This is a genomic window from Gracilibacillus phocaeensis, from assembly GCF_900626275.1.
Taxonomy (GTDB): Bacteria; Bacillota; Bacilli; order Bacillales; family Amphibacillaceae; genus Gracilibacillus; species Gracilibacillus timonensis.
In genome coordinates this window covers 441,122-465,832 of the sequence record NZ_LR131142.1, presented here as the reverse complement: position 1 = coordinate 465,832, position 24,711 = coordinate 441,122, and the positions used below count along the sequence as shown (strand labels likewise).

General features: G+C 39.6%; 33 protein-coding genes. 11 read left to right on the top strand and 22 right to left on the bottom strand.

Going from position 1 to position 24,711, the window contains the following annotated elements; all coding sequences use genetic code 11:
* Nucleotides 1–2: 2 nt before the first annotated feature.
* Entirely contained in the window at nt 3–1,706 is a 1,704-nt protein-coding gene (locus E0E32_RS04285; protein WP_434059201.1) for a glycoside hydrolase family 13 protein, read from the bottom strand.
* A gap of 166 nt (nt 1,707–1,872) precedes the next feature.
* On the opposite strand from E0E32_RS04285, the gene E0E32_RS04280 reads away from it, so the two are divergent.
* Both E0E32_RS04280 and E0E32_RS04275 read left to right on the top strand, forming a co-directional pair.
* Entirely contained in the window at nt 1,873–2,856 is a 984-nt protein-coding gene (locus E0E32_RS04280) for a LacI family DNA-binding transcriptional regulator (protein ID WP_130859075.1), read from the top strand.
* 86 nt (nt 2,857–2,942) lie between these two features.
* Nucleotides 2,943–3,371 carry a GIY-YIG nuclease family protein gene (locus E0E32_RS04275; protein ID WP_286171713.1) on the top strand — a complete coding sequence of 143 codons (429 nt, stop codon included), beginning with the start codon at nt 2,943–2,945 and terminating at the stop codon, nt 3,369–3,371.
* Here E0E32_RS04275 and E0E32_RS04270 read toward each other — a convergent pair.
* The 9 genes from E0E32_RS04270 to E0E32_RS04230 all read right to left on the bottom strand — a co-directional run bounded on the left by E0E32_RS04270 (nt 3,366) and on the right by E0E32_RS04230 (nt 11,050).
* Complete coding sequence (locus tag E0E32_RS04270) at nt 3,366–4,037, bottom strand: GOLPH3/VPS74 family protein (RefSeq protein WP_130859073.1); 672 nt, start codon at nt 4,035–4,037, stop codon at nt 3,366–3,368. The two genes, E0E32_RS04275 and E0E32_RS04270, sit on opposite strands and share 6 nt — an antisense overlap.
* Before the next feature lie 18 nt (nt 4,038–4,055).
* Entirely contained in the window at nt 4,056–4,304 is a 249-nt protein-coding gene (locus E0E32_RS04265) for a YfzA family protein (RefSeq protein ID WP_066196195.1), read from the bottom strand.
* Nucleotides 4,305–4,346: 42 nt separating this feature from the next.
* On the bottom strand, nt 4,347–4,958 hold the full coding sequence (locus E0E32_RS04260; RefSeq protein WP_130859072.1) for an ABC-2 transporter permease: 612 nt from the start codon (nt 4,956–4,958) through the stop codon (nt 4,347–4,349).
* Nucleotides 4,951–5,820 (bottom strand): ABC transporter ATP-binding protein, encoded by an 870-nt coding sequence (locus tag E0E32_RS04255; protein WP_130859071.1) that lies wholly within the window; start codon nt 5,818–5,820, stop codon nt 4,951–4,953. Before E0E32_RS04255 ends, E0E32_RS04260 begins: the two co-directional genes overlap by 8 nt.
* Before the next feature lie 144 nt (nt 5,821–5,964).
* On the bottom strand, nt 5,965–6,825 hold the full coding sequence (locus E0E32_RS04250) for an ABC transporter ATP-binding protein (protein WP_130859070.1): 861 nt from the start codon (nt 6,823–6,825) through the stop codon (nt 5,965–5,967).
* 5 nt (nt 6,826–6,830) lie between these two features.
* Nucleotides 6,831–7,202 (bottom strand): GntR family transcriptional regulator, encoded by a 372-nt coding sequence (locus tag E0E32_RS04245; protein ID WP_066196181.1) that lies wholly within the window; start codon nt 7,200–7,202, stop codon nt 6,831–6,833.
* A 952-nt stretch (nt 7,203–8,154) separates the two neighbouring features.
* The gene (locus tag E0E32_RS04240; RefSeq protein ID WP_130859069.1) at nt 8,155–8,877 is read right to left on the bottom strand and encodes a hypothetical protein; all 723 of its coding nucleotides are present in this window, start codon (nt 8,875–8,877) and stop codon (nt 8,155–8,157) included.
* A gap of 558 nt (nt 8,878–9,435) precedes the next feature.
* The gene (locus E0E32_RS04235) at nt 9,436–10,098 is read right to left on the bottom strand and encodes a lysozyme family protein (protein WP_066196173.1); all 663 of its coding nucleotides are present in this window, start codon (nt 10,096–10,098) and stop codon (nt 9,436–9,438) included.
* A 151-nt stretch (nt 10,099–10,249) separates the two neighbouring features.
* Nucleotides 10,250–11,050 carry a VLRF1 family aeRF1-type release factor gene (locus tag E0E32_RS04230; RefSeq protein ID WP_066196170.1) on the bottom strand — a complete coding sequence of 267 codons (801 nt, stop codon included), beginning with the start codon at nt 11,048–11,050 and terminating at the stop codon, nt 10,250–10,252.
* 190 nt (nt 11,051–11,240) lie between these two features.
* Between E0E32_RS04230 and E0E32_RS04225 the strand changes: the two genes are divergently transcribed.
* Nucleotides 11,241–12,563: a DUF2254 domain-containing protein gene (locus E0E32_RS04225; RefSeq protein WP_130859068.1), complete on the top strand. Its 1,323-nt coding sequence runs from the start codon at nt 11,241–11,243 to the stop codon at nt 12,561–12,563.
* A gap of 125 nt (nt 12,564–12,688) precedes the next feature.
* Here E0E32_RS04225 and E0E32_RS04220 read toward each other — a convergent pair whose 3' ends face one another.
* Together E0E32_RS04220 and E0E32_RS04215 are read right to left on the bottom strand one after the other, a co-directional pair.
* Nucleotides 12,689–13,084, bottom strand: coding sequence for a hypothetical protein (locus tag E0E32_RS04220; protein ID WP_130859067.1), 396 nt, complete (start codon nt 13,082–13,084; stop codon nt 12,689–12,691).
* Nucleotides 13,085–13,122: 38 nt separating this feature from the next.
* Complete coding sequence (locus tag E0E32_RS04215; RefSeq protein ID WP_165444956.1) at nt 13,123–13,584, bottom strand: YndA family protein; 462 nt, start codon at nt 13,582–13,584, stop codon at nt 13,123–13,125.
* 60 nt (nt 13,585–13,644) lie between these two features.
* Between E0E32_RS04215 and E0E32_RS22050 the strand changes: the two genes are divergently transcribed.
* The 5 genes from E0E32_RS22050 to E0E32_RS04205 all read left to right on the top strand — a co-directional run bounded on the left by E0E32_RS22050 (nt 13,645) and on the right by E0E32_RS04205 (nt 15,750).
* Nucleotides 13,645–13,944, top strand: coding sequence for a hypothetical protein (locus E0E32_RS22050; protein WP_165444955.1), 300 nt, complete (start codon nt 13,645–13,647; stop codon nt 13,942–13,944).
* Between the two features lie 45 nt (nt 13,945–13,989).
* Nucleotides 13,990–14,160, top strand: coding sequence for a hypothetical protein (locus tag E0E32_RS22045; RefSeq protein WP_165444954.1), 171 nt, complete (start codon nt 13,990–13,992; stop codon nt 14,158–14,160).
* Between the two features lie 485 nt (nt 14,161–14,645).
* On the top strand, nt 14,646–14,786 hold the full coding sequence (locus E0E32_RS22040; protein WP_165444953.1) for a hypothetical protein: 141 nt from the start codon (nt 14,646–14,648) through the stop codon (nt 14,784–14,786).
* Between the two features lie 47 nt (nt 14,787–14,833).
* On the top strand, nt 14,834–15,313 hold the full coding sequence (locus tag E0E32_RS04210; protein WP_066196131.1) for a nucleotidyltransferase family protein: 480 nt from the start codon (nt 14,834–14,836) through the stop codon (nt 15,311–15,313).
* A 188-nt stretch (nt 15,314–15,501) separates the two neighbouring features.
* Nucleotides 15,502–15,750 (top strand): hypothetical protein, encoded by a 249-nt coding sequence (locus tag E0E32_RS04205; protein WP_130859065.1) that lies wholly within the window; start codon nt 15,502–15,504, stop codon nt 15,748–15,750.
* 92 nt (nt 15,751–15,842) lie between these two features.
* Here E0E32_RS04205 and E0E32_RS04200 read toward each other — a convergent pair whose 3' ends face one another.
* The 3 genes from E0E32_RS04200 to E0E32_RS04190 are packed head-to-tail and all read right to left on the bottom strand — an operon-like array spanning nt 15,843 to nt 16,922.
* Nucleotides 15,843–16,076, bottom strand: a complete 234-nt coding sequence (locus E0E32_RS04200) for a hypothetical protein (protein WP_130859064.1) — start codon at nt 16,074–16,076, stop codon at nt 15,843–15,845.
* On the bottom strand, nt 16,073–16,603 hold the full coding sequence (locus tag E0E32_RS04195) for an RNA polymerase sigma factor (RefSeq protein WP_392388606.1): 531 nt from the start codon (nt 16,601–16,603) through the stop codon (nt 16,073–16,075). The genes E0E32_RS04200 and E0E32_RS04195 overlap by 4 nt, the downstream gene beginning before the upstream one ends.
* Entirely contained in the window at nt 16,551–16,922 is a 372-nt protein-coding gene (locus E0E32_RS04190; RefSeq protein WP_066196119.1) for a hypothetical protein, read from the bottom strand. The genes E0E32_RS04195 and E0E32_RS04190 overlap by 53 nt, the downstream gene beginning before the upstream one ends.
* A 455-nt stretch (nt 16,923–17,377) precedes the next feature.
* Here E0E32_RS04190 and E0E32_RS04185 point away from each other — a divergent pair, with 455 nt between their 5' ends.
* The 3 genes from E0E32_RS04185 to E0E32_RS04175 all read left to right on the top strand — a co-directional run bounded on the left by E0E32_RS04185 (nt 17,378) and on the right by E0E32_RS04175 (nt 18,465).
* Entirely contained in the window at nt 17,378–17,563 is a 186-nt protein-coding gene (locus E0E32_RS04185) for a DUF7649 domain-containing protein (protein ID WP_130859063.1), read from the top strand.
* A gap of 250 nt (nt 17,564–17,813) precedes the next feature.
* A complete protein-coding gene (locus tag E0E32_RS22485; RefSeq protein WP_066196107.1) occupies nt 17,814–18,068 on the top strand; it encodes a ribbon-helix-helix domain-containing protein in 255 nt (84 codons plus the stop codon).
* Nucleotides 18,055–18,465, top strand: a complete 411-nt coding sequence (locus E0E32_RS04175; RefSeq protein WP_066196105.1) for a type II toxin-antitoxin system VapC family toxin — start codon at nt 18,055–18,057, stop codon at nt 18,463–18,465. Before E0E32_RS22485 ends, E0E32_RS04175 begins: the two co-directional genes overlap by 14 nt.
* 207 nt (nt 18,466–18,672) lie before the next feature.
* Here the strand turns inward: E0E32_RS04175 and E0E32_RS04170 are convergent, their stop codons facing one another.
* The 7 genes from E0E32_RS04170 to E0E32_RS22030 all read right to left on the bottom strand — a co-directional run bounded on the left by E0E32_RS04170 (nt 18,673) and on the right by E0E32_RS22030 (nt 24,502).
* A complete protein-coding gene (locus tag E0E32_RS04170) occupies nt 18,673–19,605 on the bottom strand; it encodes a prenyltransferase (protein ID WP_130859062.1) in 933 nt (310 codons plus the stop codon).
* Between the two features lie 18 nt (nt 19,606–19,623).
* Nucleotides 19,624–20,466: an aldo/keto reductase gene (locus tag E0E32_RS04165; protein ID WP_130859061.1), complete on the bottom strand. Its 843-nt coding sequence runs from the start codon at nt 20,464–20,466 to the stop codon at nt 19,624–19,626.
* A gap of 80 nt (nt 20,467–20,546) precedes the next feature.
* A complete protein-coding gene (locus E0E32_RS04160) occupies nt 20,547–21,065 on the bottom strand; it encodes a helix-turn-helix domain-containing protein (protein WP_078060212.1) in 519 nt (172 codons plus the stop codon).
* 87 nt (nt 21,066–21,152) lie between these two features.
* Nucleotides 21,153–21,662 (bottom strand): GNAT family N-acetyltransferase, encoded by a 510-nt coding sequence (locus tag E0E32_RS04155; RefSeq protein WP_286171708.1) that lies wholly within the window; start codon nt 21,660–21,662, stop codon nt 21,153–21,155.
* Nucleotides 21,663–21,709: 47 nt separating this feature from the next.
* Nucleotides 21,710–22,195: an anaerobic ribonucleoside-triphosphate reductase activating protein gene (gene nrdG / locus E0E32_RS04150; protein ID WP_066196097.1), complete on the bottom strand. Its 486-nt coding sequence runs from the start codon at nt 22,193–22,195 to the stop codon at nt 21,710–21,712.
* Nucleotides 22,195–24,069, bottom strand: coding sequence for an anaerobic ribonucleoside triphosphate reductase (locus E0E32_RS04145; protein ID WP_066196092.1), 1,875 nt, complete (start codon nt 24,067–24,069; stop codon nt 22,195–22,197). Before E0E32_RS04145 ends, nrdG begins: the two co-directional genes overlap by 1 nt.
* 271 nt (nt 24,070–24,340) lie before the next feature.
* The gene (locus E0E32_RS22030; RefSeq protein ID WP_165444952.1) at nt 24,341–24,502 is read right to left on the bottom strand and encodes a hypothetical protein; all 162 of its coding nucleotides are present in this window, start codon (nt 24,500–24,502) and stop codon (nt 24,341–24,343) included.
* Nucleotides 24,503–24,711 lie beyond the last annotated feature (209 nt).

The following is a 24,711-nucleotide window of genomic DNA, read 5'->3' as shown; positions in this document are numbered from 1 at the left end:
CTTTATTCCGCGAGAGTACTTCGATCTACTATAATGGCTTGATAAGGCTGCATTGTAACGGCATCTCCAGTAACAAGTAATGTTCCATAGTTATTACTTACTACTTCCCCCGTTACTTCGCTGTAATCAAATGCCACTTCTTTATTTTGAAAATTAGCTAGAATCAACATGTTTTTATCATCCGTTACTCTTTCATAAGAAATAATATTGTCTAAATGAGTGAATTTGGGAATAGTCATGCCATAAACCAATACTTCTTTATAGGCTTCATTATTTCTAAGCGCAAGCAAATGTTTATAATGATAATAAACAGAATCCGGATTATTTAGAGCATTTTCTACATTGATTTCTTGGTAATTTGGATTGACAGGGAACCATGGTTCACCCTCTGTAAATCCAGCATGCTTGGAACGATTCCACTGCATTGGCGTACGGGAATTATCTCTGCTTCTATATGATGTCAATTCCAACACTTTGTCCAGGTCTAATCCCGCAGCTATCCCTGCATGATATTGATGGTGTGTGGCTACATCCTCATATTGATCGATCGAATCGAGCTGAATGTTCTCCATTCCGATCTCTTCCCCTTCATAAATGACAGGAGTACCCCTAAAACCAAGTAAAATGGTTGCTAACAGTTTTTTGGTTACATCCGACATCTCTTCTTTGTTTCTAGCAAAGTATTTATTAATCGAACGATTTTGATCATGATTTTCAAAGTAAACAGCGCCCCAACCGATTTTTTGCACTGCAGTTTGTACTTCCAATAAAATGTCACGCAATTCATTTACCGTCCAATCCGTCGGGTAATACCATGCGCCAGAATCGGGTATATCCATATCGGCAGCACGGAAATCAAAACACATGTCGAAGTAGCCATCAGGACCAATAAAATCTTCCAGCTCCTCATCTGGTACACCGGCTTCGGCAATCGTCATGATATCATGTTTGGCGAAAGTATTTTGCTTCAACTCTGATAAAAGATCGCCCACACCTGGCTGATTAATAATATATTTATCAATGGCAACTAAGCCATCGTCACCATCCGGCTCGACATTACCTTCTACCATCGCCTTTTTAATGTTGAGAATAGCATCGATTCGAAAACCTCCAATCCCCTTATCCAACCACCAATTAATCATGTCATATAATGCTTGTCTCATATCTGGATTTTCCCAGTTTAAATCTGGCATTTTTTCTGTAAACGCATGTAGATAATACATATTCTCTTCATTTGGTACTGGTTCCCAAGCCGATCCGCCGAAATAGGATCGCCAATTATTGGGTGGTTGACCGTTGTTTCCCTCTTTAAAGTAATAGTAATCTCGATATTTACTATTGGGGTCTTTTAATGCCTCCTGAAACCAGGCATGTTCATCCGATGTATGATTGATCACTAAATCTAATAAAATCTTGATTCCTTTGTCCTTTGCTTTAGCAATTAAATGATATAAATCTTCATTCGTACCAAACACTTCAGATACCGTGTAATAATCAGCAATATCATAACCATAGTCAGACCAAGGCGACTTATAAAGGGGACAGATCCAGATCGTGTCAGCCCCTAAATCCTTAATATAGTCCAATTTTTCGGTAATACCATTGATATCACCTGTTCCATCACCATTCGAGTCTTTGAAACCTCTAGGATATATCTGATATACAATTGATTCTTTCCACCATTTTTTTCTTTCCATTCCTTTCATCCCCCCGAACATTATCATTATTTCTTTATATTTAATTCAAGACGAATTATATGTCAATCGTTTTCATATGTCAAACGTTTCCCTAGTAATAAAACATTGAATTTAAAGCATTTTCAGATATAATATAGATTATAGATTTCATAAACTTTTGGTTAGGAGAAAAATCATGGCAAGTATAGAAGATGTAGCAAAAAAGGCGAAGGTATCCATTACTACAGTATCTCGATCCATCAATAATCACCCGTACGTTTCCGAGAAAACCAAGAAAAAAATAGCGAAAGCAATGAAAGAATTAAATTATCATCCCAATAGTATTGCTCAGCAGTTAAGAGGTCAGAAAACCAAAATGATTGGTGTGATTATTCCATACATCACCAACCCTTTCTTTGCTCATTTAGTAGATGTCATCGAAAAAAAGGCTTTAGAGCTCGGCTATCATCTCGTTGTTTTACAAACTCAAAGCGACGAGAGCTTAGAATCTTTTTACCTTGAACTGATTTCGAAAAAACAATTAGATGGTATGATTCTTACCAACCTTGAATCTGTTTCGCCCACCGTATTACAATTAATTGATGACGGCAAAATTGTTTTGTGTAATCGATATATCGGGGACAGAAAACTTCCCGTGATATATATTGATGAATTTCAAGCAAGTTATGAAGGCACGCAATATTTAATTAATCAAGGACATGAACGAATTGCGTTCTGTACGGGGCACATTCTTAACCCTAATGACCTTCGTTTTAAAGGTTTTTTGGCTGCTCTTGAAGAACATAACCTCGAATTCAATTATTTAGATTTCTTTGATTACGCTTTAGGCATAGAGGGCGGTAGAAATATACTACGAAAATTAGCAAATAAACCCTTGAATCGACCAACTGCTATCTTTTCAAACGGAGACGAAATAGCAGCGGGGATTATTAGTGAAGCGAGACATTTTAACATAGAGATACCAAAAGATATGGCTGTTTTGGGATTTGATGACCAGCAGCTCGCAGCCATTACATACCCCGAAATCACAACCATTAAGCAGCCGATTGAAACAATGGGGGTATATGCAACGGAATATTTGATTGCCCAACTTGAACAAAAACAGCTCCCTGACATTCCAAAACTCCAAACAGACATTATTGTTAGAGATTCTGTTTGATTCGACCTTAATAATGAATGGTTGGATATCATGCATGGAAGAATATAATTAGTGTTGCATAAAAACAACTGATATGCAGCGCTCAGGTGGACAGAGGTGATCACATGCCGCAGCTTGTCTATTCCGTTAATGAGGAGGACACGCTTTACGCCATCCAAGGCTATTTATCGGAAGAAGAAACCATCACCATCGGCAAACTAGGAACATTTGATTTCGACAAAGGATGGTATGTATATGTCGGCAGTGCCAAACGCCATATCACATCCAGAATTCAGCGACATCTGCAACTCCAAAAAAAACAACGCTGGCATATCGATTATTTACGACCCTTTTTGCAGATGGAAGCGGTGCAAACCTATCCCGGAGCGGAAGGGGAATGTGGCCTTTTTCAGCGTTTACGAACAAAACACGAGGGGGACTTGCCTGTTAAAGGGTTTGGCTCGTCGGATTGTAAATGTTATACGCATTTGTTTTATGTTAAGGAAGCCAAAGCCGATTTATCTACTCCCCTATGATCTCGAAGCAGAGCCAGCTGCTGCAAAAATACTGGCATGAATGGAATCTATCGTTGCTTTAACCGCCTGAGGAACTGGTAGATTCTTACTTCGTTTTTTTATTTGTTTTTCAGCTTGCTTTGCTTCTTTTCGATCGGAGAAGACGATGCGAATGAGGTTGCTGACATGGACGAATGACATCAGCACCACGATGCGTTCTTCTTCTTTTGCTAATGCTTCGTGCTTGTTGATTTTTTCTAGAACCACCTGGAAGCTTTTCTTTGTGGTTTGGATAAAATTCGCTCGATCAAACGTGTAGGTATACGATGAAAAAACACCCAAAACTCGTTTTTCCTCCATACTGCCTACCCCAGCATGGTCTAATTTTATCGCCATTTCTCGTGGGAGATTTTTATGTGTTCTTTTTAAGGCGGAAACCCAGTATTTTGGTGTTTTCTTCTTTTTATGTTGCATCACCGTTAGGCTTTCTTGCAACAACGGATCAGCTACTTCTGAATCAATGACTCCTAATTTAGAACGCTGCATTTCTATTTGCCCTTCCAGCACAAGCTCTGCCAGCAATGCACCGCTTAGACTATAGGGCAATGTGGCAGAAGCACGTCCGTATGGTCGCTTGGTTTTGGGATCTATCGATAATAAGAAAAGTTGTTCAGCTAACAAAGTCATGCCATCTCTCCTCTATCATTACTTTTGCTTCTTTAACTTTATACCATAGAACGGAAATAACAAAACATGGGCCAAAGCAAACAATAAAACCACGTTAAAGAATGGTGTATCATAAAAATGAAACCAGTCCGTAAACAGTTTTGTCTGCAGCATTTTATCACCAAAACTACCAAATGCAATATCCTGCACAAGGGGTGTACCATCCACAATCAGCAATAGAACATTAAGAGCTAGAAAAAACCCAATTTGAATCAACCAATTTCTCATGCACCTACCACCTTTTTCATTTAATAGGAGAGACGTTGTTTATCAAAATGCTTTTCGCTGATAAATAAATTGACTAACCAACCAGGAAATCAGATAAATCCCAATTGTGATGACCGCACCACTAAGATAAAGCGTAGCAGTAGATATGCTTGTGAAAAAATTGATAATCCCCTGCAAATCAATCTCTAACAATTGGATAATTGGACCTGAAATAAACACGAATACAATGAAACTAATAACCACTACCGTACTTATGTAACCACGTTTCAATATATAAAATAACGGAAAAGTCAATGCGCCAAACAGCAAAAACAAACCTGCGCCTAATGCTATATCAGTGATGGTATAAGATTTATTGAATAAAGAAAAGAGAATACAGGCTACCCCCATCGCTACCACCATATACACAACCGCTCCCATATATTTTGCAGCAATGATTTCTTTTCTTGTATATGGTAAAGAATTCAGAAGAATATTCGTTTCTGCGGATTCGTCATACGTATAACCGTTCATCGGAATGAACATGCCAACGATAAAGAAAAGCAGAAATGCAGGAAGATGATCGCCGAAAAAGATAAAAAACAAAATAAATGGTAAAAAGATAAGCAATTGGATTTTCTGTATAATCAAATCCTTTTTTATTAAATTAAACATAGGAATGATCCGCTCCTTTCACATAAAACATAATATCCTCTAGCGTCGCTCTTTCCATTTCGACGCGATTACCAAATAATATTTCTATTTTGTTCACATCATCTGTCAGAGCCTGAAAACCACTGGTAGATCGCTCCACTTTTATAAAGCTTTTTTCTGTATCCGGATCGAGTAAATCTACACTTCCTTTGACTAGCGCGTAACGCTCTTGCACATCCTTCAGCGAATCATGAAAAAGAATATTCCCCTTTTGAATAAAGGTAATATCATCCGCAATTTGTTCTAAATCACTGGTAATATGGGTGGAGAAAAACAATGTTCGACCGCCATCTTTCATCATAGCTTGCAGGATATCGAGCAATTCTCTACGAAAAACGGGATCTAAGCCTGCTGTCGGTTCATCCATCATAATAAACTCTGCTTCATGTGACAAGGCCAGCGCCAAAGATGCCTTCATCTGCATTCCCTTGGAAAAGGTCTTGATCGCTTTATTTAATGGCAGCTCGAACTTTTTTGTGTAATCAGCAAATTGTTTGTCGCTCCAGCACTTGTAAGAAGGGGCTACGATTTTCTTGATATCCGCTAAGTTTAAATGGGGGTAAAACACATTGCTATCATAAACAAAGCCCAATCGTTCCTTTATTTCTTTTTCATGGTGGGCATAATCCAGTCCAAATACACGTATTTCTCCCGCATCTGGTTGTAAGAGATGCATCATCAGCTTCATGGTTGTGGATTTGCCCGATCCGTTTGCCCCAATAAATCCGGTTACGCTGCTTTCTTTTATTTGCAGGTTGATATTTTCTAAGGCAAATTCCTTAAAGCGCTTGGTGACGCCTTTAAACTCAACTATATTTTCCATCGGTATCACTCCTCGTTATGTACACTTACACATGTGTATATATGATATATAAACAGTATACACTATATAAACAATATGCACAATGTTAACTATTCACTTTTCTATAAAAAAGAGACCTTAACCAATGTAAGATCTCTTCCTTCTTTACCGATGTCCATTTTTTACATAAAACATAATGTCCTCCAGCGAGGCTCTTTCGATAACCACTTGATCACCAAAAACGTCTTTGACTCCTGCAATATCATTGGTTAAAGCCTGAAAACCGCTAGAAGAACGATCGATGTTGACAAAATTCTTCTCCGTATCCCGATCCAGTAAGTCCATGCTTCCTTTCACGAGGGTATACTGATCGCGCAAGTCATTAATCGATTGATGAAAAAGGATCTCCCCTTTATCAACCAACGCAATATAATCTGCCAGTCGTTCTAAGTCACTGGTAATATGGGTGGAAAAGAATATACTTTTTCGTTCATCCATCATCACTTCTTGAAAAATATCATGCAGCTGCCTGCGAAAAGTAGGATCTAATCCCGTTGTCGGTTCATCCATCACAATAAGTTCGGCATCATGTGATAAGGCCATCGCTATGGAGGCCTTCATCTGCATCCCCTTGGACAACTTTTTAATCGGTTGATGGAAAGGCAGTTCAAACTGATCGACATATTTCGCAAATTGCTGCTTGTCCCAATGCTGGTAAGCCGGGGCAACGATTTTGCTAATGTCTTTAAGTGATAACGATGGATAGTAGATATTCTGGTCATAAACAAAGCCAATACGACCCTTAATCTCCTTGGCATGCCGCGTATAATCCAATCCGAATACACGCACTTCTCCTTCATCTGGCTCCAAGAGATTCATGATCAATTTTATCATCGTAGACTTGCCCGCTCCGTTTTCTCCAATAAATCCAGTTATGTAGCCTTGCTTGATCTGTAAATCTACATCTTCTATGGAAAATCCATTAAATGCTTTAGAAACACCGCGCAACTCGATCACGTTATCCATCCCCATCACTCCTCGTACAACAACTTCAATAATTCTTGCAGTTCTTCATAAGGTAATCCAATTTCTCGACTATTAGAGATCACCGCATGTAATTGCTCTTCAATAACTCGCAGCTTTTTTTCACGGATTACATCTAAATTCTGTTCTGCTACAAAAGAGCCTTTGCCAACAATCGAATAGATAAATCCTGACCTTTCCAATTCTTCATATGCCCTTTTAGTCGTGATCACGCTGATTTTTAAATCCTTGGCCAGGCCTCTAATCGAAGGTAGAGCCGTTCCTTCTGGCAATTCTCCAGACAATATTTTTGTCTGGATTTGTTTTAGTATTTGCTCATAAATGGGTTCTTTTGAGCTGTTTGATATCATAATTTGCATGTCGATACCTCTTTTTATACGTCGTTATCTATCCCTATACGTCTTATTATTGTATGTATATCACATAATCACTATATACACTAGTTAACCATCATTGTTTATCTATTTCAAGTTTAAAAATGAAAATAACGTTTAACTTGAAGCAACGAGCTAATCTCACTTTCGTTTGCTTGGTGTGACTAGTACGCTGTATATTAGAACAATTAGCAAGTGATCAAACCAATCAGAACACCTTAGATTATTTTCAATGGGGGTATAGGTATTCTTTGGATGGATAGTAAGCGTTCTTTATCGTTGATTTTAAGGGATAAGTGAGTAAAGTACCTGTTCCATTTTATCTAATCTGAATAATTTACATTTACACTTATAAAATAATCTAAAAAAATTAACTTTTCGACATAAAATAACAACATTTGCAATTTCAACGTGTTACACTGGCATAGAAATCGATTAAGGAGGGCTCACTTCAAAGCTGAACCAAACGGATCTGTGGATAGACAAATTATTTTAAGATACGGTGATGATACACATGGTGCATTGGGTAGTGCTGCTTATAGTATTAGCATAGGACCATTTAGTGTTAGCTTTCCAAGTTCGGATTCAAACTTCAGACAAACGGCAGAAACACTATCTTGGTAACCAAGGAGTGCATGGATCATTTTAATACCAATAATTGTTATTTGTATTGTAATAACTATACTAAATTTCATTGTATTACCACATCTATTAGACACATTAACGTTCATAGGTAGTCTCTTTTTTTGTATAACGGTTAGTCTTATTATTTGCACCATTATTACCCTTCTTTACTTGATCTTATTAGAACTAAGAAAGCAAAAGACATAATGACTGTACCGTGCGTTCTATGAAGAAAACCGGGGAACCCGCCCCGGTTTTTCTCATAAGCATAAAATTCACTGGAAATATTCCGTTAATACGAGATACATATGCATCAACCTAGCGAGCCAAAATCAATCCCCGTCAACAGATAACTAACCACGATTAAAAACAATAAATAACCAGTCATCGTCCAATAGAGATCGTATTTCGGCTGTTTCATATTCACGACAAACAAGTAAATATGCAATAAACCATACAGCATTAAAGCAAACACATAGGTAATCACAAACAGGTCCACCATCAAAAAGCCAAAGAAAAGAATAACAAGACAAAATACCAAAGCAAATGGGACATTCACAATCGCATATTGGGTGAGCAATTGCTTATGATCCATCATGCGATCGCCGAAATAGCGTAGCAGCAGATAGACGGAAAGATAACCAATCACAAAGGTAATCACCCATGAAAAGAAGGTGGTTAAGACAAAGACAAACCCTACATCTTCAAAAAAGCTTAATAAACCGTCAAAACCAAATCTATAAAAAAGAAAACTGCAAATACTAATTAACAGGGCTAACACCAATAAGATCAAGCCACTTGTTTCCAGCCGAACCGATTGACCGGAGCTCACCACCTTGTGCGGTCGAATAATAGCGTCTAAGGCAATCCCTTTTGTCTCTTTCATACTCGCTGCAAAATCAAAGTTTAGCGAGTTGCTTTCCTTGGAGGCTTGCTTTTGCTCCTCGCCACCTTCTTGTTCCGCTTGCGTCTCATGAACTGGTTCCTGCTCACTTGTTTCTTCCAGCTCTTCTTGCTGTTTGTTCTCCTGTTCCATTTTATCACTCCATTTTCAGTTATTTGTACGACTCTCTCTTTATCATGCCTATGTATCCCCATATAGTTCTTATACCTAGTATTTACGAGCGATAAACCAAAAAGTTTCAACATCTTGACAAATTAGCCCCTAGTTACTTTATTTGGTACAGGTTTAGCTTGAAGTTGATAAAGGTAATGGAGTTAAGTTAGACTGCCTCCGGTATGTCCCAGTAGCTATCATGACACCCTTGTTTAAAAAAGCATAGTCATGTTTTTCAACTAACTACTAAATAGGATATAATAATTACAGATAGAACATATACTAAAAAAAGCGCTCTTTGCTGCAACACCAAATGCTAGTAGTGCATAGCCTTTCAAGGAGGCAGCTACACAATCCTGTAGTTATAAAATAACCACCATTTTGCTCGCTAGGCTCATCAGTAGTTTTTTGTTCAAATGACAATATCGCTATAATCAAACTTCCAAAAGATGAACCTATTGCAGCTTCCATCTCGTCTTCTACAAAAAAAGAACCCGCCCCTCTCAAATTGGAAGGAACAGATTCTTTGTTTGAAACCTATTGATTTGCTTGCTCGGCCATCTCTTCATCCACGGCTTCCTTATAGCCCATTACCGACGTCACATAATGAATATCGCCATAGCACGCCTCCAGCTCCTCTGCCTCAGCACGCAAACAGGTATAGATGGATTCATCCTTGCCGGATTCCTCATACATATGCTGTGAAAAGGCAATTGCTGCCTCTTCCGAATAGGCTCCTTCTTGATCCTCTTGAACATAATTAATAAAACCATGTCCAAAATTATAGGACTGCACGGCTAATTTGACATCACCATCTGCCTTTTCCAATGCACTTGAAAAGTAAGCTACACCCTTTTCAATCGATTCTTCGACATCCTCAATACAGCCTCGCTCTCCGCAAAAGCTTTCCGAAGATTGCATTGGATCCGTCCCTCTTCCGCCAGACTCCTGCATCATCATGGCCAAGATCGTATCGACATGCTCTTCGACACCCTCTTGTTCGGCATACTTTTCGACTAACGGCCGATGCTCCCACAATGATTCACTTAATCTTGGCAAATGTTCTTCCTGATCTGCTTGTTCGGATGATAGATTGTTTATCAAAAGGGAAACAAACACAAGCACCGCAACGGTGATCAAGCTAGTCCACACGAGGTACTTGATGGCCTCTCCCCATCTTTTCCTTTGGTTCCGATTCATCTGCCTTGCTCCTTTACCGACTTACTTATCCGTAATCATAACACCTATTGAACAAAAGCGCACTTTTCATGGCTTGTTGGGCAGATGAAGCAAGACCTAGTTAAGGGCTTAGCCATCAGGATCGGGATTCTCACGGTTTGTACTGGTCAACCTAGTCTCCCAGTACCTCATCGAGGATTTTATCGGCATCACTGTTTAATAAGTTACGAGGGATGGTTTTATCAATGGTTTTATTAAAATAATCCTTCAACGGTTCTACTTCATTCTTTTCACCAACGAGATATATTTGTTCCCAATTTCGTTGGCCAGCCCTTTTTTCCATCTTGGCAACCAACGCTTTAAACCACCGTTGTTGATGTTCTTTCACGCGTGCTTTGAATTCATCTTTTTTGGCTCCGCCTTGTGTGATATCATCACCCTGTGGGCCTTGGTGTTGGCGCCAATCATTCGTGTTCAGATCCAAGGTATAGTGCGAGTGATCCACCAACGTCCCCAACTCTGTTTCAAGAACGGCAACTTCGTCTTGTTGAATGACGATGATACCTGTGTAAGGATACGCCTGCTCCAGTTTTTTCAATTGGTCGAGGGCAGGTTCATTCTCCCAATGAAAGGCTGTTTCGACGGGAATATGCAAAGCTTGTGTAAACCATAAATCTTCATCTGCCGTCCCGAAAAGAACGAAACCTCTAAATAATTCTTTTCTCGCTTCTCGATCATAAACCTCTTGCTCCACCTTTTGCCGAATCGTCTTGGATTGATTTTTTTCCTCATGGGAGCTGCTTTCCTTTGTTGCATCTGCCAGGTCTTTCAATCCGTTTTTTAATTCGATTTTCCAGGCCCCTCCTTGTTGTTCAGGGTCTCTATGGTCGGTATTCAGATACACAGAAAGTACCTTTTGCGGTTCCTCGTAACTGATTTGTTTGAGTTGCTTGATTTTATCTTGTAAAAGCATGAACTGACTCTCCTTTATATTTTTTTATATCTTCTACATGGTAAGAAGACTTGTCCAATCGTTGTTCCCTCTGTTAATGAACCCTAAACATCTGCAAAACTTATCGTTTTTCTGCTTTTTCGTTTCATTTTATACAAAAAGGGAAAGGATGATAAGGCGAGAGGAAACTTTATGAGAAAAGAGGGATAACGTGAAAAACACCACATTCTGGACAACCGCTCGCGACAGTTTCTGGTTTTTGCCTGTCGTATATGGGGTATGTTCTATCATTGCAGCAGGAGTAATCACGACACTGGATGTTTGGCTCGTCCCTAAAGCGTCCGACAGTATACCGAATATCTTACTAACCGGCCAAAGTATAGCAAAACAGCTTTATGCTGCCTTAATTACAGCGATGCTGACAATGACAACGATCAGCTTCTCAACGATTATGGTGATGCTGACAACCTATTCATCCCAATTTTCCCCTCGTGCCTTACAGGACTTTATGCAGAGCAAGATCACCCAGCATGTGTTGGGTGTTTACACATTTGGTTTTCTTTTTGTGCTCATTAACTTATGGTTATTGACAGAAACAAACCAACAAGATTTGCTTAGTCCTTTTTTCACGGTTATCATTACGATGATTTCACTTGGTTTTTTTATTTTGTTTATCCATTTTTCTGCACGATGGGCCCAAGTAAACTTCTTAATTGGCGTCATTCGTAACAAGACGTCCGCATTAATCAGCGAAACATTTGTAGAACGAACGTATGGAGAACATCAGCACTGGGAGCCTTCACAAATAGATACGATCAAGGAAAAGGATAGACAGACCATTTATGCTAGGCAATCCGGTTATATTCAGCAAGTCTATTATAATTACCTGATTAACTGGGCTAGTGTGAATAATATGGTGTTAGAATCCACTTTTCAGGTAGGTGATTATGTCCCGAAAGGTATGCCCGTTTTTCACCTTTGGACTTTAGGCGACAAAAACGACAACTTACCCGAACACGACGATTTTTTAGTAATCGGTGATGAACGGACTGATCTGCAGGATATTGGCTTTTCGATTGGAAAATTGGTGGAGATTGCGGTAAAGGCACTATCACCCAGTATGAATGATCCGAATACGGCGATTAATTGTATTCATCGCATTGGTGGTTTGCTTTCCGAGTTAGCGGATCATTATTATCCCGTGACCTATTTTTCAGATAAAAACGGCGACTTGCGCTTCATCATGGAACAAGAAAACTTTCGTGATTACTTATTTCTTAGTTTTTATCAAATCAAACATTATGGAAAAGACGATATCTCCGTTATATATAGCATGGTCGACACATTGTACAAGGTGGCTATCGTCAGTGAGGCGGCGATTCAAAAAGAAGTATGGAATTTCACGCAATACATTCTGGAAGCCGTCGATAGTAGGAATCTCTCGGCAATGGAGTATCAGCATCTAAAAGATATCACCGAAAAATTCGCGCATTTCTGCGGGGAAGAATGGGATTGGGAAGTTGCAGAAGGATGATCACTCGAGTTCTTCCTTCTGTGGGTTGTTTAGGGTGGTGTATTTTGAATTTAAAAAAGCCTACTATTCCATGAGCGCCATAGTCCTACTCTACATTAATATCAAATACAAAAGTAGCTTCGCCATCAGGCCAGATTGCTTCCATAAATATAAACACCTGTCTTTGATGGCGTGGTAATGGTATCATCTTCTATACTCACTTCGGTCGATTGTTCATCCTCTGACCATTCCAAAACGGTAAGAGATGGTTGATCTTCTACTGCAATTTTTATCTCCGTATTCTTTGGCAGTGTCCTATTTTCAAAATCGTCAGCTACTTCCTGTGCAGATTTCTCTCCACCGGAATGGATGCCTACTTCCTCTCCATCTGAGGAATAATTCGCTGTTATCATTTCATATTCCTCTTGTTCCACGATAATCTTTCCTGAAACCGGAACTTGATCACTTTCTGAGGTACAACCTAACAATGCTGTACAGCTGATGACACTTAACACACTGATCACAAACGTTCGTAAATTCAATGGATTCACCTTCTTAAAGAACATGATAAAATATTCGATCAATCATACCAGCTTGTATCTACAGCGGTAGTCGGATAAGTTAACTTTGATAAATGTAATTCAGCTTTGTTGTTGTTTCCATCTGGTAAACTACTTACATCAAACTCAATAGAATATACTCCTTTTGCATTAGGCAATTGAAAACTTGAAACGGCGGAATGCCAGACAGGATCTTCTTCATATAATTTAAATAGCCATCTTGCTCCACCAGAAAAAGGAATCGCTATTGCAATCATTAAATCTCCACCACCAGAATAAAACATTTTGGATTCTAACCTAAAGTACGAATGACCTATAAAATCCCACTCACCCGCTCCATACGGAAGAACATTTAAATAATTAGGATCTTCGGAAATCTTTGTTATTTCAGGTACAATTAGTTCAGACTCTGGTAATTCTTTAACCGGTTTTCCCTCATAATGATTGCTCGATTCTGCGAGAGTTGGGACGGTAAACAACATATATAAAATAAAAACAAGTAAAAAATACAATTCTTTTCACAACTAACCCCTCCTTATTTTTTGTCCCAAAAACTGTACATATTTGTTTTCGGATTGATCTTACTCGGTATTACGATGGACGACAACACGCTGATTGGGAAACCAAAGGACCAAAAAGCTGATAAAAATCACCCGTTGTTGGAGCGAAAAGCCCATGATCTAAACCTTCGATTGATTTATTCTCTGCTTATTATATTTATTGTCATTCATTATTTCTTTATCCAACTGGAAGCGGGGTTTGTTTTAGCGCTATTGCTGCTTATGATATATAGCTCATCCATGATCGGAACATTCTATTTACGCATGACCTCTTCTGCTTGAAGTTTGCCATTATTTTATCCTGACAAAAGAAATGGAGTTGCTTACATGAAAGCGAAAGTATATGTTGTTTTAGTCATTATTTTGGTTTTAAATGGGCTTCGTTATTTAGAGGAATACATCACAGATACAACTAATTGGTATTATGGCGTTATGCTGGCTTTAAATCTGCTGGCGATTTGCTTGGTGGTATTCAGCAGGAAAAATCAAAACCCTTGAACCAGTGTTGCAAGAGCATTACATATGGTTGACTGTAGCGCTGAAGGAGATTAACACATGGGTAAAAACAAGGTAGCGCTTATTTGGCTTATTATTGCTATTATATTGCTAAGTATCGGCTTTTTGACCAAGTGATATTTGAACATGCAGCCTGTCGTTTCTATTTTAGTTTAACAGAGCCAAAAAAAGGGTATACTAATGTTAGAAATTGAATAAATTAAAAAAGAGCAAAGGCGTTTGCGCACCTTAAGTCCTACAATAGCCTTGTTCCCTACAAGGGGGCTGGCACAATTTCAGAGTATTTCCACCCTATTAATGAGCCGAGAACTCAAGGGTGGATTTTATTTTTTTTATGGTTTTTAAGCTATTGTCCTATGATTATACCATTTTCTAAGCTGTTAAATCGACCTAGAACGAAATTACTTTTGATTTACAGGTAACTACTTAATTGCAGAATTAGCCAAGGCTTTGAAGGCCCAGATTTGATGGATGAATTTCGGAGGGCAAAAGCTAAGGTCAGACCAGTAGTAGAACAATTAATGGAAGAAGCAGTTCTGGCAGTGGAAAACCTAAATAACGATGACGATGATCAGACAGAAACTCTATTCGGTGATGTAAAAGAATGACTATCCTTGTTACTCATTAAAGGTCTCAAAAACAGGAGAAGATGAAAATGAACACCTTATTTAAAGAATTTTTATCCATTGCCAAGCATTTAAATAATGAATTCGGAATAAGTCCGCTATTATACGGTTCACTCGGCTTAGGAATGATAACTAATATCGATTTTAAGTCAAAGGATATTGATATATTAATTCCTCATAACTATTTAAATGAAGATTGGAATAAACTAAAACAAGCAATCGAAAATTTGGGATATTACTTAGAAGACGTGAACGAGCATGAATTCTGCAATGGGAAACATAAAATTGGTTTTTCCTATATAGAAGATTTAACAGAATTTGCACAAATCAATATAGATGAAATAGAAGAAAAACGACAGGAAAACATAACATATAAAGTATTGAATCTCGAGCAATATGACAGGGTTTATCAAAGATCTGCGCAAGATGGTTATCGAGTACATTATCGAAATAAAAAAGATGGCGAAAAGCTGAAAATAATCAAACAGTTAAGGGAATCCAGGTCCTAATCTTCACCCTTAGGAAAGACCCAATGTTTTCTGAGGATTTTCCGCCACTGTTGCGGTTTTCCACAATCTCCTATTTAGGGGACACGAATGTATATTTTTGTGTTACACTTTTCATAAGATTTTGTTATATAAAAAGCGATCCATATGATGAGAATTTGCTTTCTATCATGACTAAAGGTGGTGCATACATGCCTCGGGAGAAGAAGTTTAAAATCATCTCATGGTCTTGTTTCTTAGCTTGTGTTTTGTTATGGGTACCCAATCTGGTTTTTCAAATAGGTGCAGGGTTTTGGATGCTAACGTATGTGATAGGTCCTATTGGTATTACCTTTGGGATACTCAATAAAAGTGCCTTATTAATTGTTTTAAATGCGATAATGAGCATCAGCTTTTTTCTCGTGATGTTTATTGGTAGTCTTGTGGAGGCTTACTTATAATCTATGGTGAGACAAATCCGGCTTGGTTATAAAAATGCCTAGCCGGATTTTATGGTTTACCTGAGAGCATTTGTGAGGTTATCCTAAGCAGCTCAAAATAAAAAAATGGGTGTAAAAAACACAATAAGTACCACGATTAATGGCATAACGGTAAGACGTGTGATGGAATCCCCCTTGATCCTACATAGTTCTACGGGATTCTGTGCCGGGGCATAAATCCAATTCGCTAGTCGTCCCCACTTATCTTTTTGTGTAATGTCTGGTACTTCTACGTGAAATTCATCTAACTTGTCTCGAAGTTCATGAGGAATCTCTCTTTTACTCATTCGCTTACCTCCAATACTATTTTTAATTTCCCTAGCGACGTATGCAGCCTGGACTTCACGGTACCTATTGGAATAGCAAGAATTTCTGAAATATCCTTTTGAGTCATATCGTGATAGTAGGTTAATATAATGACAGCCCTTTGCTCGTCGGGAAGTTGTCGTATAGCTGCCTGGACAGTTAGCTTATCCTCATGTGAGAAAGTGTGTCTTTGTGATTCTGCGTATAGAAAAGGCAATATTTTTTCTAATCGCTGGCGCCTTTTGAGCCGATTGATCATAAGCTGATAAGCCATACGAAATAAGTAGGTCTTGATACTGGATTTCTCCTCGTCAAATTGTTTCTGATATTTTTCAAACCGAATAAAGGTATCCTGCACCAGATCTAAGCAAAGCTGTTCATCCTGACAGTAGCGGTAAACAAAGTGATAAATAGGCGTTTTGTATGTCATAAACAATTTTTCCATGTCCATCTCGTTAGTTGAATTCATCAGACCACCGCTCTTTGATGCCTTTAAATACATAAGCAATCCGGGTTGTGAACCAAACAAAAGTGATTAGGGAAAACACAAACGTTTGATGGATAAAGAATTGTATCCAAGGACTGTCAATATTGTCACCACGAAGCAGAAAGATAAAAAGGCCTAATATGCATAAAAAGGTATACACCGCTGCTGCGACAATAACATAATCCCATCTCGTCCATTGAAAGTAAATGTCCGATTTGTGAAAGTCGATATCCCCCCTCTTATCCCGCACCACTTTCTTATTCATCGTTAGGATCAAGGTTGCAAATGTCGTTCCCAGAATAACTGCTACGATCGTACTGATTAGCCAGCCTAAAGCCATATCTCACCATCTCCTTTTTTTCTTTTCACTAACTTATACAGCTGGATAGAAGAAATGGTTCATTTTATTTTATGGAATTTTTTTAAAAGGGTGGATAAGAAGCTGCTCATGAATACATGTCGATTTTCCGAAAAAAAGCGCCAACATTTTGTGGAACATACTATTCCAAATTATGTTATGATGAAGCTAACTATGTTACATTTCCGTTTCGCAAAAGTTAACACTATTCTATTTTATTATAGTGCAGTTTATCGTAAAACTTAAAGAGAAAGGAGAAATCCTGTGTTTAAGAAAATATATGTTTAGTAATCAGTACTATCGCCATTTTCCTTTTAACTGGATATTACTTGATCCATTTCAGAAGAACAACAAAACACATAGTTATTTATTTTCAACATTGCTTGTCTTGATTTTTATCTCATATAGAACATCCATAAAGAATGGAGGTGATTGCGATGGATTATACCGTGGTTAGCACATTAGCAAGCCTGGTGATGGTGTTCAGTTTAGTTTATCTCATCGTCTACCTTCGAAAAAAGAAACACGGCAGGCAAAAAGAGCGAAAATACAGGATTATTTTTTCATCCGTTCTTATTATCTTATGTATTGCGGTACAGGTTTTTGTGTGGCAAATAGCGTAAGGAATATGGCGTCATTCAGTTAAGGTTCTTTTGAAAGCGGTTGAAACATTCGATTATATTGCGGAAGAAAACGGACTACTGTTCGCAAGGTGTAGGTTAGGCATATGCGTGGTTATACTCATAAAAGAGAATGGATCAAGCAGATTTTAAACCTATTTCTGAAATTTTTTTAATTTTTTTGAGAATCGATATACTCTCTTGATCATCCTACACACCTCATATATAATAAGTGTGTAGGAGGTGCGATTCCATGAAAAGAAAACAATTTCATATGACAAATGAAGATGAAAAGCTCTTAAAGGAATTGGCTCAAACGAAAGGATTGTCCGAAGCGGAAATTGTGAGAGAATCTGTTCGGGAGTATGCTGTAAACAATCTGCAGAAAAAAAATCCGTTATTGGAAATGGCAGAGGAAGCGGAGCGATATACGGTCAACTCCAAAGGGGATTTGTCAGTGAATCACGATTTCTATTTACAGGAGATAGATGAAAATGAAAAAAAATAGATGCTTTATGGATACCAGTGCATTCCTTGCATTAAATGATAGCACTGATCAATATCATGCAGCGTCGCGTAAAATGGCAGCAATCTTACAAGACCATGAGCTCGTTATCTCGGATGCTGTTTTGACAGAGACCTATAACCTTTTAAGATATCGTTCAGGCTTCCACATGGCGCGTTACTTCCTTGAAACAGTGTTAGCCGGATCTCCGTTTGTATTTGCGGACATCACCATGGCTACCAGAAAGACCACCTTACAAATTCTCGAAAAATATAGCGACCAGAAAATTTCCTATTGTGATGCGTTAAGTGTTGCGATTATGCAAGAACAGCAAATCCAACATATTTTTGCTTTTGATCATCATTTTGAAATAATGGGAGCTCAACTTATTCGGGTATAAAAGGTTGTTTCTAATAAAAGAGACACAACCAAGCGGATTTTAAACCTATTTCTAAAAAAAAAACGAAAAAAGATGTAAGAGAAGTTGGATCGATACTTATCTGTGGCTATACTAATAAAAGAGAATGGATCAAGCAAATTTTAAACTTCTTTCTGAAATTTTTTTAATTTTTTTGAGATCGGGTGAGTAGACATCATCCTAACCTCATTACCCACTAAAAAAACCTAACCATAACGCCGTAGCCATCGCAAGTACAAGCAATTGTTTCTCATTTTTGGTGAGCTCCTCGATATCGTCTATATCCGTTTGTTGAACGATTCGGATAGCATACAACAGGATCAGGACCGCTCCGATTGCTGCAATAGGGCGCGTAAAAGCAATCCAGACACAGAGCGATCCAACTATCAGAAAATAAAGAATCGCAGGGAAGATCGCCCATTTGGAACCAAAACGATCGATCGCCCAGACGACAGATGTTCGCTTCATCGGTTTTGCCTGACGATCTGCTTCTCGATCAGGGATATGATGAAACATAACCCACGCCATACACCAAACCGCATTGACGAGCGCGTTTTGCCAAGCCCATACCGGAAGATGGTCTAAAATCACCCACGGCATAGCGATACCCAGCAGCAACATCGCCGGGAATAAGCTGAGCCATTCACCGGCAAAAGGGAGATAAGAAAGCTGCAATGGACGCATCGAGTAAAAGACGGCTCCCCATACTCCAACCAATGTTAAAATAGCAAATTCACGATAATCGAACACAGCAAAAAGAAAGGCTGCCAGTAGCAAAACCAGACTCAACCAAAGCCCTAACTGCTTTAACATAGTGATCGGCAACGTATTGGTTTGAATCACACGGCTTCCTCCCGATAATATACCGGGACTAACCTGATCGGTTCCCGATTGATGATCGGCAATATCATTAAGCGCATGGGTTAAGCCACCGTGAATGACAATGGCACCGATAAGCAGTAGCATAAAGGTACTCCCGACAGAAAACCATGACAAGGAGTAATGCATCATCAATGGCAAGGTAGCAGACAACAGTGCTGCTACACTGGAAAAGATGACGGCTACCAAGCGTAAAAGCATACCGATTCCTTTGAAACTGCGTATCGCTTGAACGGGAGTCATGACAAACCTCCTTTTTGCTTAGATAATATCCAAGGGCTGCTTACTTGTTGGTTCTGGAAAAGCCTTATCCAGCAGTTTTAATTCCTCATCACTGAGTTGAATCGCTGCTGCGTCGATATTTGCTTGCATATGTTTGACATCACTGGATTGGGGAATGGCTAATACCTGATTATGCCGAATCACCCAAGCCAGCATCACTTGAAACACGGTGACGCCATGCTGTTTCGCGATTTGTTGCAGTACCTCTTTTTTATGAACCGGCACCCCGCGCTTATCACCTTGTGCGATTGGCGAATAAGCAATCATTGGGAGCGATTGCTTGGCTTGTAACGGCAGCAAATCATACTCCATTCCTCGGCTTCCTACATGGTAGAGGACTTGATTGGCCGCACAATGCCGTCCTCCCTCTATACGCCACATGTCCTCGATATCCTCTGCGTCAAAATTAGACACGCCCCAAGAACGAATCTTGCCTTGCTGCACATAGTTCTCCAAGTCTTGAATCGTTTGTTCCAATGGCGTACTACTCTTCCAATGCAAGAGATACATATCTAGGTGATCGGTTCCCAGACGTTGCAAGGAATGCTCAAGTGCGCGTCCAAGACTTGGATCCTTGGCGTGGTGAGGATAGAACTTCGAGATTAAGAAAATCTGCTCCCGGTCCAAATCTTGAATCGCCTCACCAACTAAGCGCTCAGCATTCCCATCTCCGTACATTTCTGCAGTATCGATGACTTCCATGCCATTTGCCAAACCATAACGAATGGCTTCTATTTCCTGCTTCCGATGGGCAGGATGGTCCCCCATATGCCACGTTCCCATACCAATAGGGAAGCGATCTTTATGTAGTAATTGCACCATGCTGACACATCCCTTCCGCCTTGTCTGATTATTCTTTCGTATACCCTTAGCCGAGCAACATTAAACGAAGGAAGAGCCCTCTAAAACAACCATTTCACTACAAGGAAAATAAAAACGGTAACAAATACATGAATCATAATAAATACAGCATATCCTTGATTAAACTTTTTATCTGGATTCATACGGTAATATTTCAGCACTAAGTACTCGCTGGAAAAACAAGACATATTAACGATAAATAGAAAAAGCAACGTTACCAATACCGGGTTTTCAGCAGATAAAAAACTGGTCGAAAAAAGCATCATGGTTAGGATAAGGTGTGTGTAAGAAAAACGGTAATCCTTAAATGTAATAGGCCTTTGCTCCGTTTGACGATTTATACTTATGCTTTCCTCTACCGATTTTTCTAGAGTAATGATTTCTTGCACATCACAGGAAAACATGTCTGCCAATTTGAGCAGGTTATTGGTGGATGGTTCTGACTGCCCCATTTCCCATTTGGATACTGCTTGCCGACTAACCTCTAGCTGTTCGGCTACATATTCTTGGGACAGCTTTAAGGATTTTCTTTTCTTTCTTATATTGGATCCAAGTGACATTCTTTATTCCCCTTTCCCTTTTGTCACTCTTATCATAATCATTTCGCCGGTTGCAGACCACCAACTAATCCGCAACTATTGGTTGCATCAGGGATTTGTTTCTGTTTGTATCTCTTTATAAAAGGATAGGATATCAACATACTGCTCATCTTTTTGTCGAAATCCACCAGGGATGACACCTAACTCGGCAAACCCTAATTTCTGGTATAAATGAATGGCCCCCTGATTCGAAGCGACCACGGCATTGAATTGCAAAATCCGGAAACCAAACGCGCCAGCAACCTGTAGCGAATCAACGACTAGCTTTTCACCGATATGCTTCCCTCTCTGTCCGGATTTGACACCATACGAGGCATTGGCAATATGGTCGCAGCGTCCGACATTATTGGGGTGTAGAATATAAAGTCCCAATATCTCCCCTTTTTCTTCGGCAACGCCTGTATAGGATTGTTCTGCAAAAAAAGACGCAGCGGCCTCCATCGTCAATAGATCCTCTTGTGGAAAGGCAATTCCCTCTTCAACAATATCATTCCATATCGTGCTCATTTCCAATAAATCATGTCTAGTATACTCCCTTATATGTATCGTCATTTCCATCAGGCCTCCTCCTTTTATTTTAACAAGCTAAACGACGAAAAACCAGACTACTGTAATAGCCTGGCTGTATCATTATACGCGTTCATATCAATAATCCGCTGATTGCGACTGCCGCGAAAGGCCAAGGTTAGATCCCGTTCCTCCATACGAAAAGGACCATCCACCAACACGTCCACATATTGCAGTAATGCTAATTGATCTGGATTTTTATTTTCCAATAATTGTTCGATCGTCCAGCCGGTATATGCCCAAATATGTTTGCCGTGTGCCTTTAGCTGTTTGGCGATCCTGGCGGCTACCTTTGCTTGAAAAAAAGGATCACCGCCGCTCAGAGTAATGTCAGTTAAAGGATTAAGCGCCTCGCCAACCACCTGCTCCACCGACATCTCTTTCCCATTTCGAATATTCCATGACCTCGGATTATGACAGCCCGGGCAAAAATGGGGACACCCTGCGAAAAAAATGACCGTGCGCATTCCCTTGCCATCGACTACAGAATCATGATAAATAGATAAAATCCGAGCAGTATCCATTAGCGATGTTTCACCCGATCCTGCTCCTCAGACGCCTTGGCCGTATTCCATTTGTCCATGGTTCCAACTAGATAGCCAGTAATTCGACGAATCCGATCAAATTGCCTTTCATCGGTAGTGTGGCAGCTTGGGCATTCATTATCAATCATCCCAGTATAGCCGCAATCCTTGCAACGATCAACTGGGTGATTAATACTGCCATAGCCAATCCCGCTTTCAGCCATTGTTTTGACCAAGGTATCCATCGCTTGCAGATTTTTGCTCATATCGCCATCCGCTTCAATATACGTGATATGACCGGCATTGGTATACGCATGATAAACGGCTTCACGCCGGATTTTTTCGATAGCTCGGATCGGATAATAGACCGGAATATGGAATGAATTGGTATAATAATCTCTATCCGTCACCCCTGAAATATTGCCAAATGTCTCGCGATCCTGTCTGGTAAAACGTCCGCTTAGTCCTTCAGCAGGAGTTGCAATCAACGAATAATTTAAATCATACGCTTCCGCCGCTTGATCACATTTTTGGCGTAAAAAGGCGACAATTTTTTCACCCAATGCCTGTGCCTGATTCGATTCACCGTGATGCTTACCGATAAGAGCTACGAGACATTCGGCCAAACCAATAAATCCAACACTGAGACTGCCCTGCTTCAGCACTTCAGCTAAATTATCCTCTGGCTTTAGCTTGGCACTCCCTGTCCAAACCCCTTGACCATGTAAAAAAGTGAAATTATTCACATATTTAGCTGCTTGGAATCGATAACGATCATATAACTGACGAATCACCAGATCCGTATAGTGATCTAAACTATCGATAAAATCGGCATAGGTTTGCGTAGTGAGGGCTATTTTTACCAGATTGATGCTCGTAAACGATAAATTCCCGCGGCCAACGCTATTTTCTTCACCATGACGATTGCCCATAATTCGAGTCCGGCAGCCCATATATGCTACCTCTGTAGCCGGATTCCCTGCTTCGTAGTATGGTAAGTTAAAAGGGGCATCCATAAAACTAAAATTAGGAAAAAGTCGCTTGGCCGTCGTTTCCAATCCTAGCTGATACAAGTCATAGTTCGGATCATTCGAGTAAAAGTTAATCCCTTTTTTCATTTTAAAAATCTGAATTGGAAAAATCGGTGTTTCCCCTTTGCCCAGCCCCGCTTGGGTAGCCAATAATAGGTTCTTAATAATCATGCGTCCTTCTTTGCTTGTATCTGTCCCATAATTGATCGAGGTAAAAGGTACTTGACCACCGCTACGAGAATGGAGACTGTTCAAATTATGAATAAACGCTTCACAAGCTTGATAGCATTCCGTATCCGTCTCCTGCCAAGCCAGCTCTTCCAAGGCCGATTCGGTTAGCGGGAGCTGATAGTGCTGTAATCGAGTTAATCGCTTTTGATACGATTTTTGGACAAATGGGGCCAAATCATAATCAAAGGCTTGAAAACTCTGCCCGCCATGCTGCTGGTTCTGATTGCTTTGAAAGACGATCGCTGCTAGCGCCATCGCACTCATAATGGTTTGCGGTGAGCGCATATAGCCGTGCCCTGTATTAAATCCTTGAGATAATAATTGACCTAGTGGTATCTGGCAGCAGGTGACTGTTCCCGTCGGCATGTAATCCAAATCGTGAATATGAATATAGTTGTCTGCCATCGCTTGATGAGCTTCGTCGCTCAGCAAGTGTTGTTTGGCATAATACTTGGCACTTTCGTTGGCGAATTTATTCATCTGCCCACATGGAGATCGCCCGTCTACATTAGCATTTTCCTGCAGCAAATCCTGATTGGCACTTGCTACAATCTCTTGAAACGTCTGCATTAACTTTTCACTGTCATGGGTAGGTGCTACTTGTGATTCCATCATTCTTCCTCCTCGATTTTCGCGTTCACGTAACTATATGTAGTGTTTTTTATTAAAATATCACTATATATAGTTTAATCGTAAATCACTGGGATAAGAAATTCAAATGGACATTTTATGACTTTTTGGAGTTATGAACAGATCATAATCCTTTAACTCTTGGTTAGATCGGGTCTTATGGACAAAGCGGGGCGGTTTTATCTGTTTGATCGATTCATTCTTACGGACAGTATTTCGTGATTTAGTGATTTTTTGTCTGTTAGATTCATTCTTACGGACTGTATTTCGAGATTTGGCGTTTTTTGTCTGTTAGATTCATTCTTACGGACAGTATTTCGTGATTCGGCGGTTTTTTGTCCGTTAGATTCATTCTTACGGACAACATTTTGTGATTCGGCGGTTTTTTGTCTGTTAGATTCGTTCTTACGGACAAAGTTCAGCGATTCATCAATTTTTTGTCTGTTAGATTCATTCTTACGGACAAAACTTCGTGAGTCGGCCGTTTTTTGTCCGTTAGATTCATTCTTATGGACTGTAGAACAGGATTTGCTCTCTTTCAGTCCGCGACATTTATTCTTATGGACTGTAGAACGGGATTTGCTTTCTACAGTCCGCGAGATTCTTATGGACCTAGGAACGCGA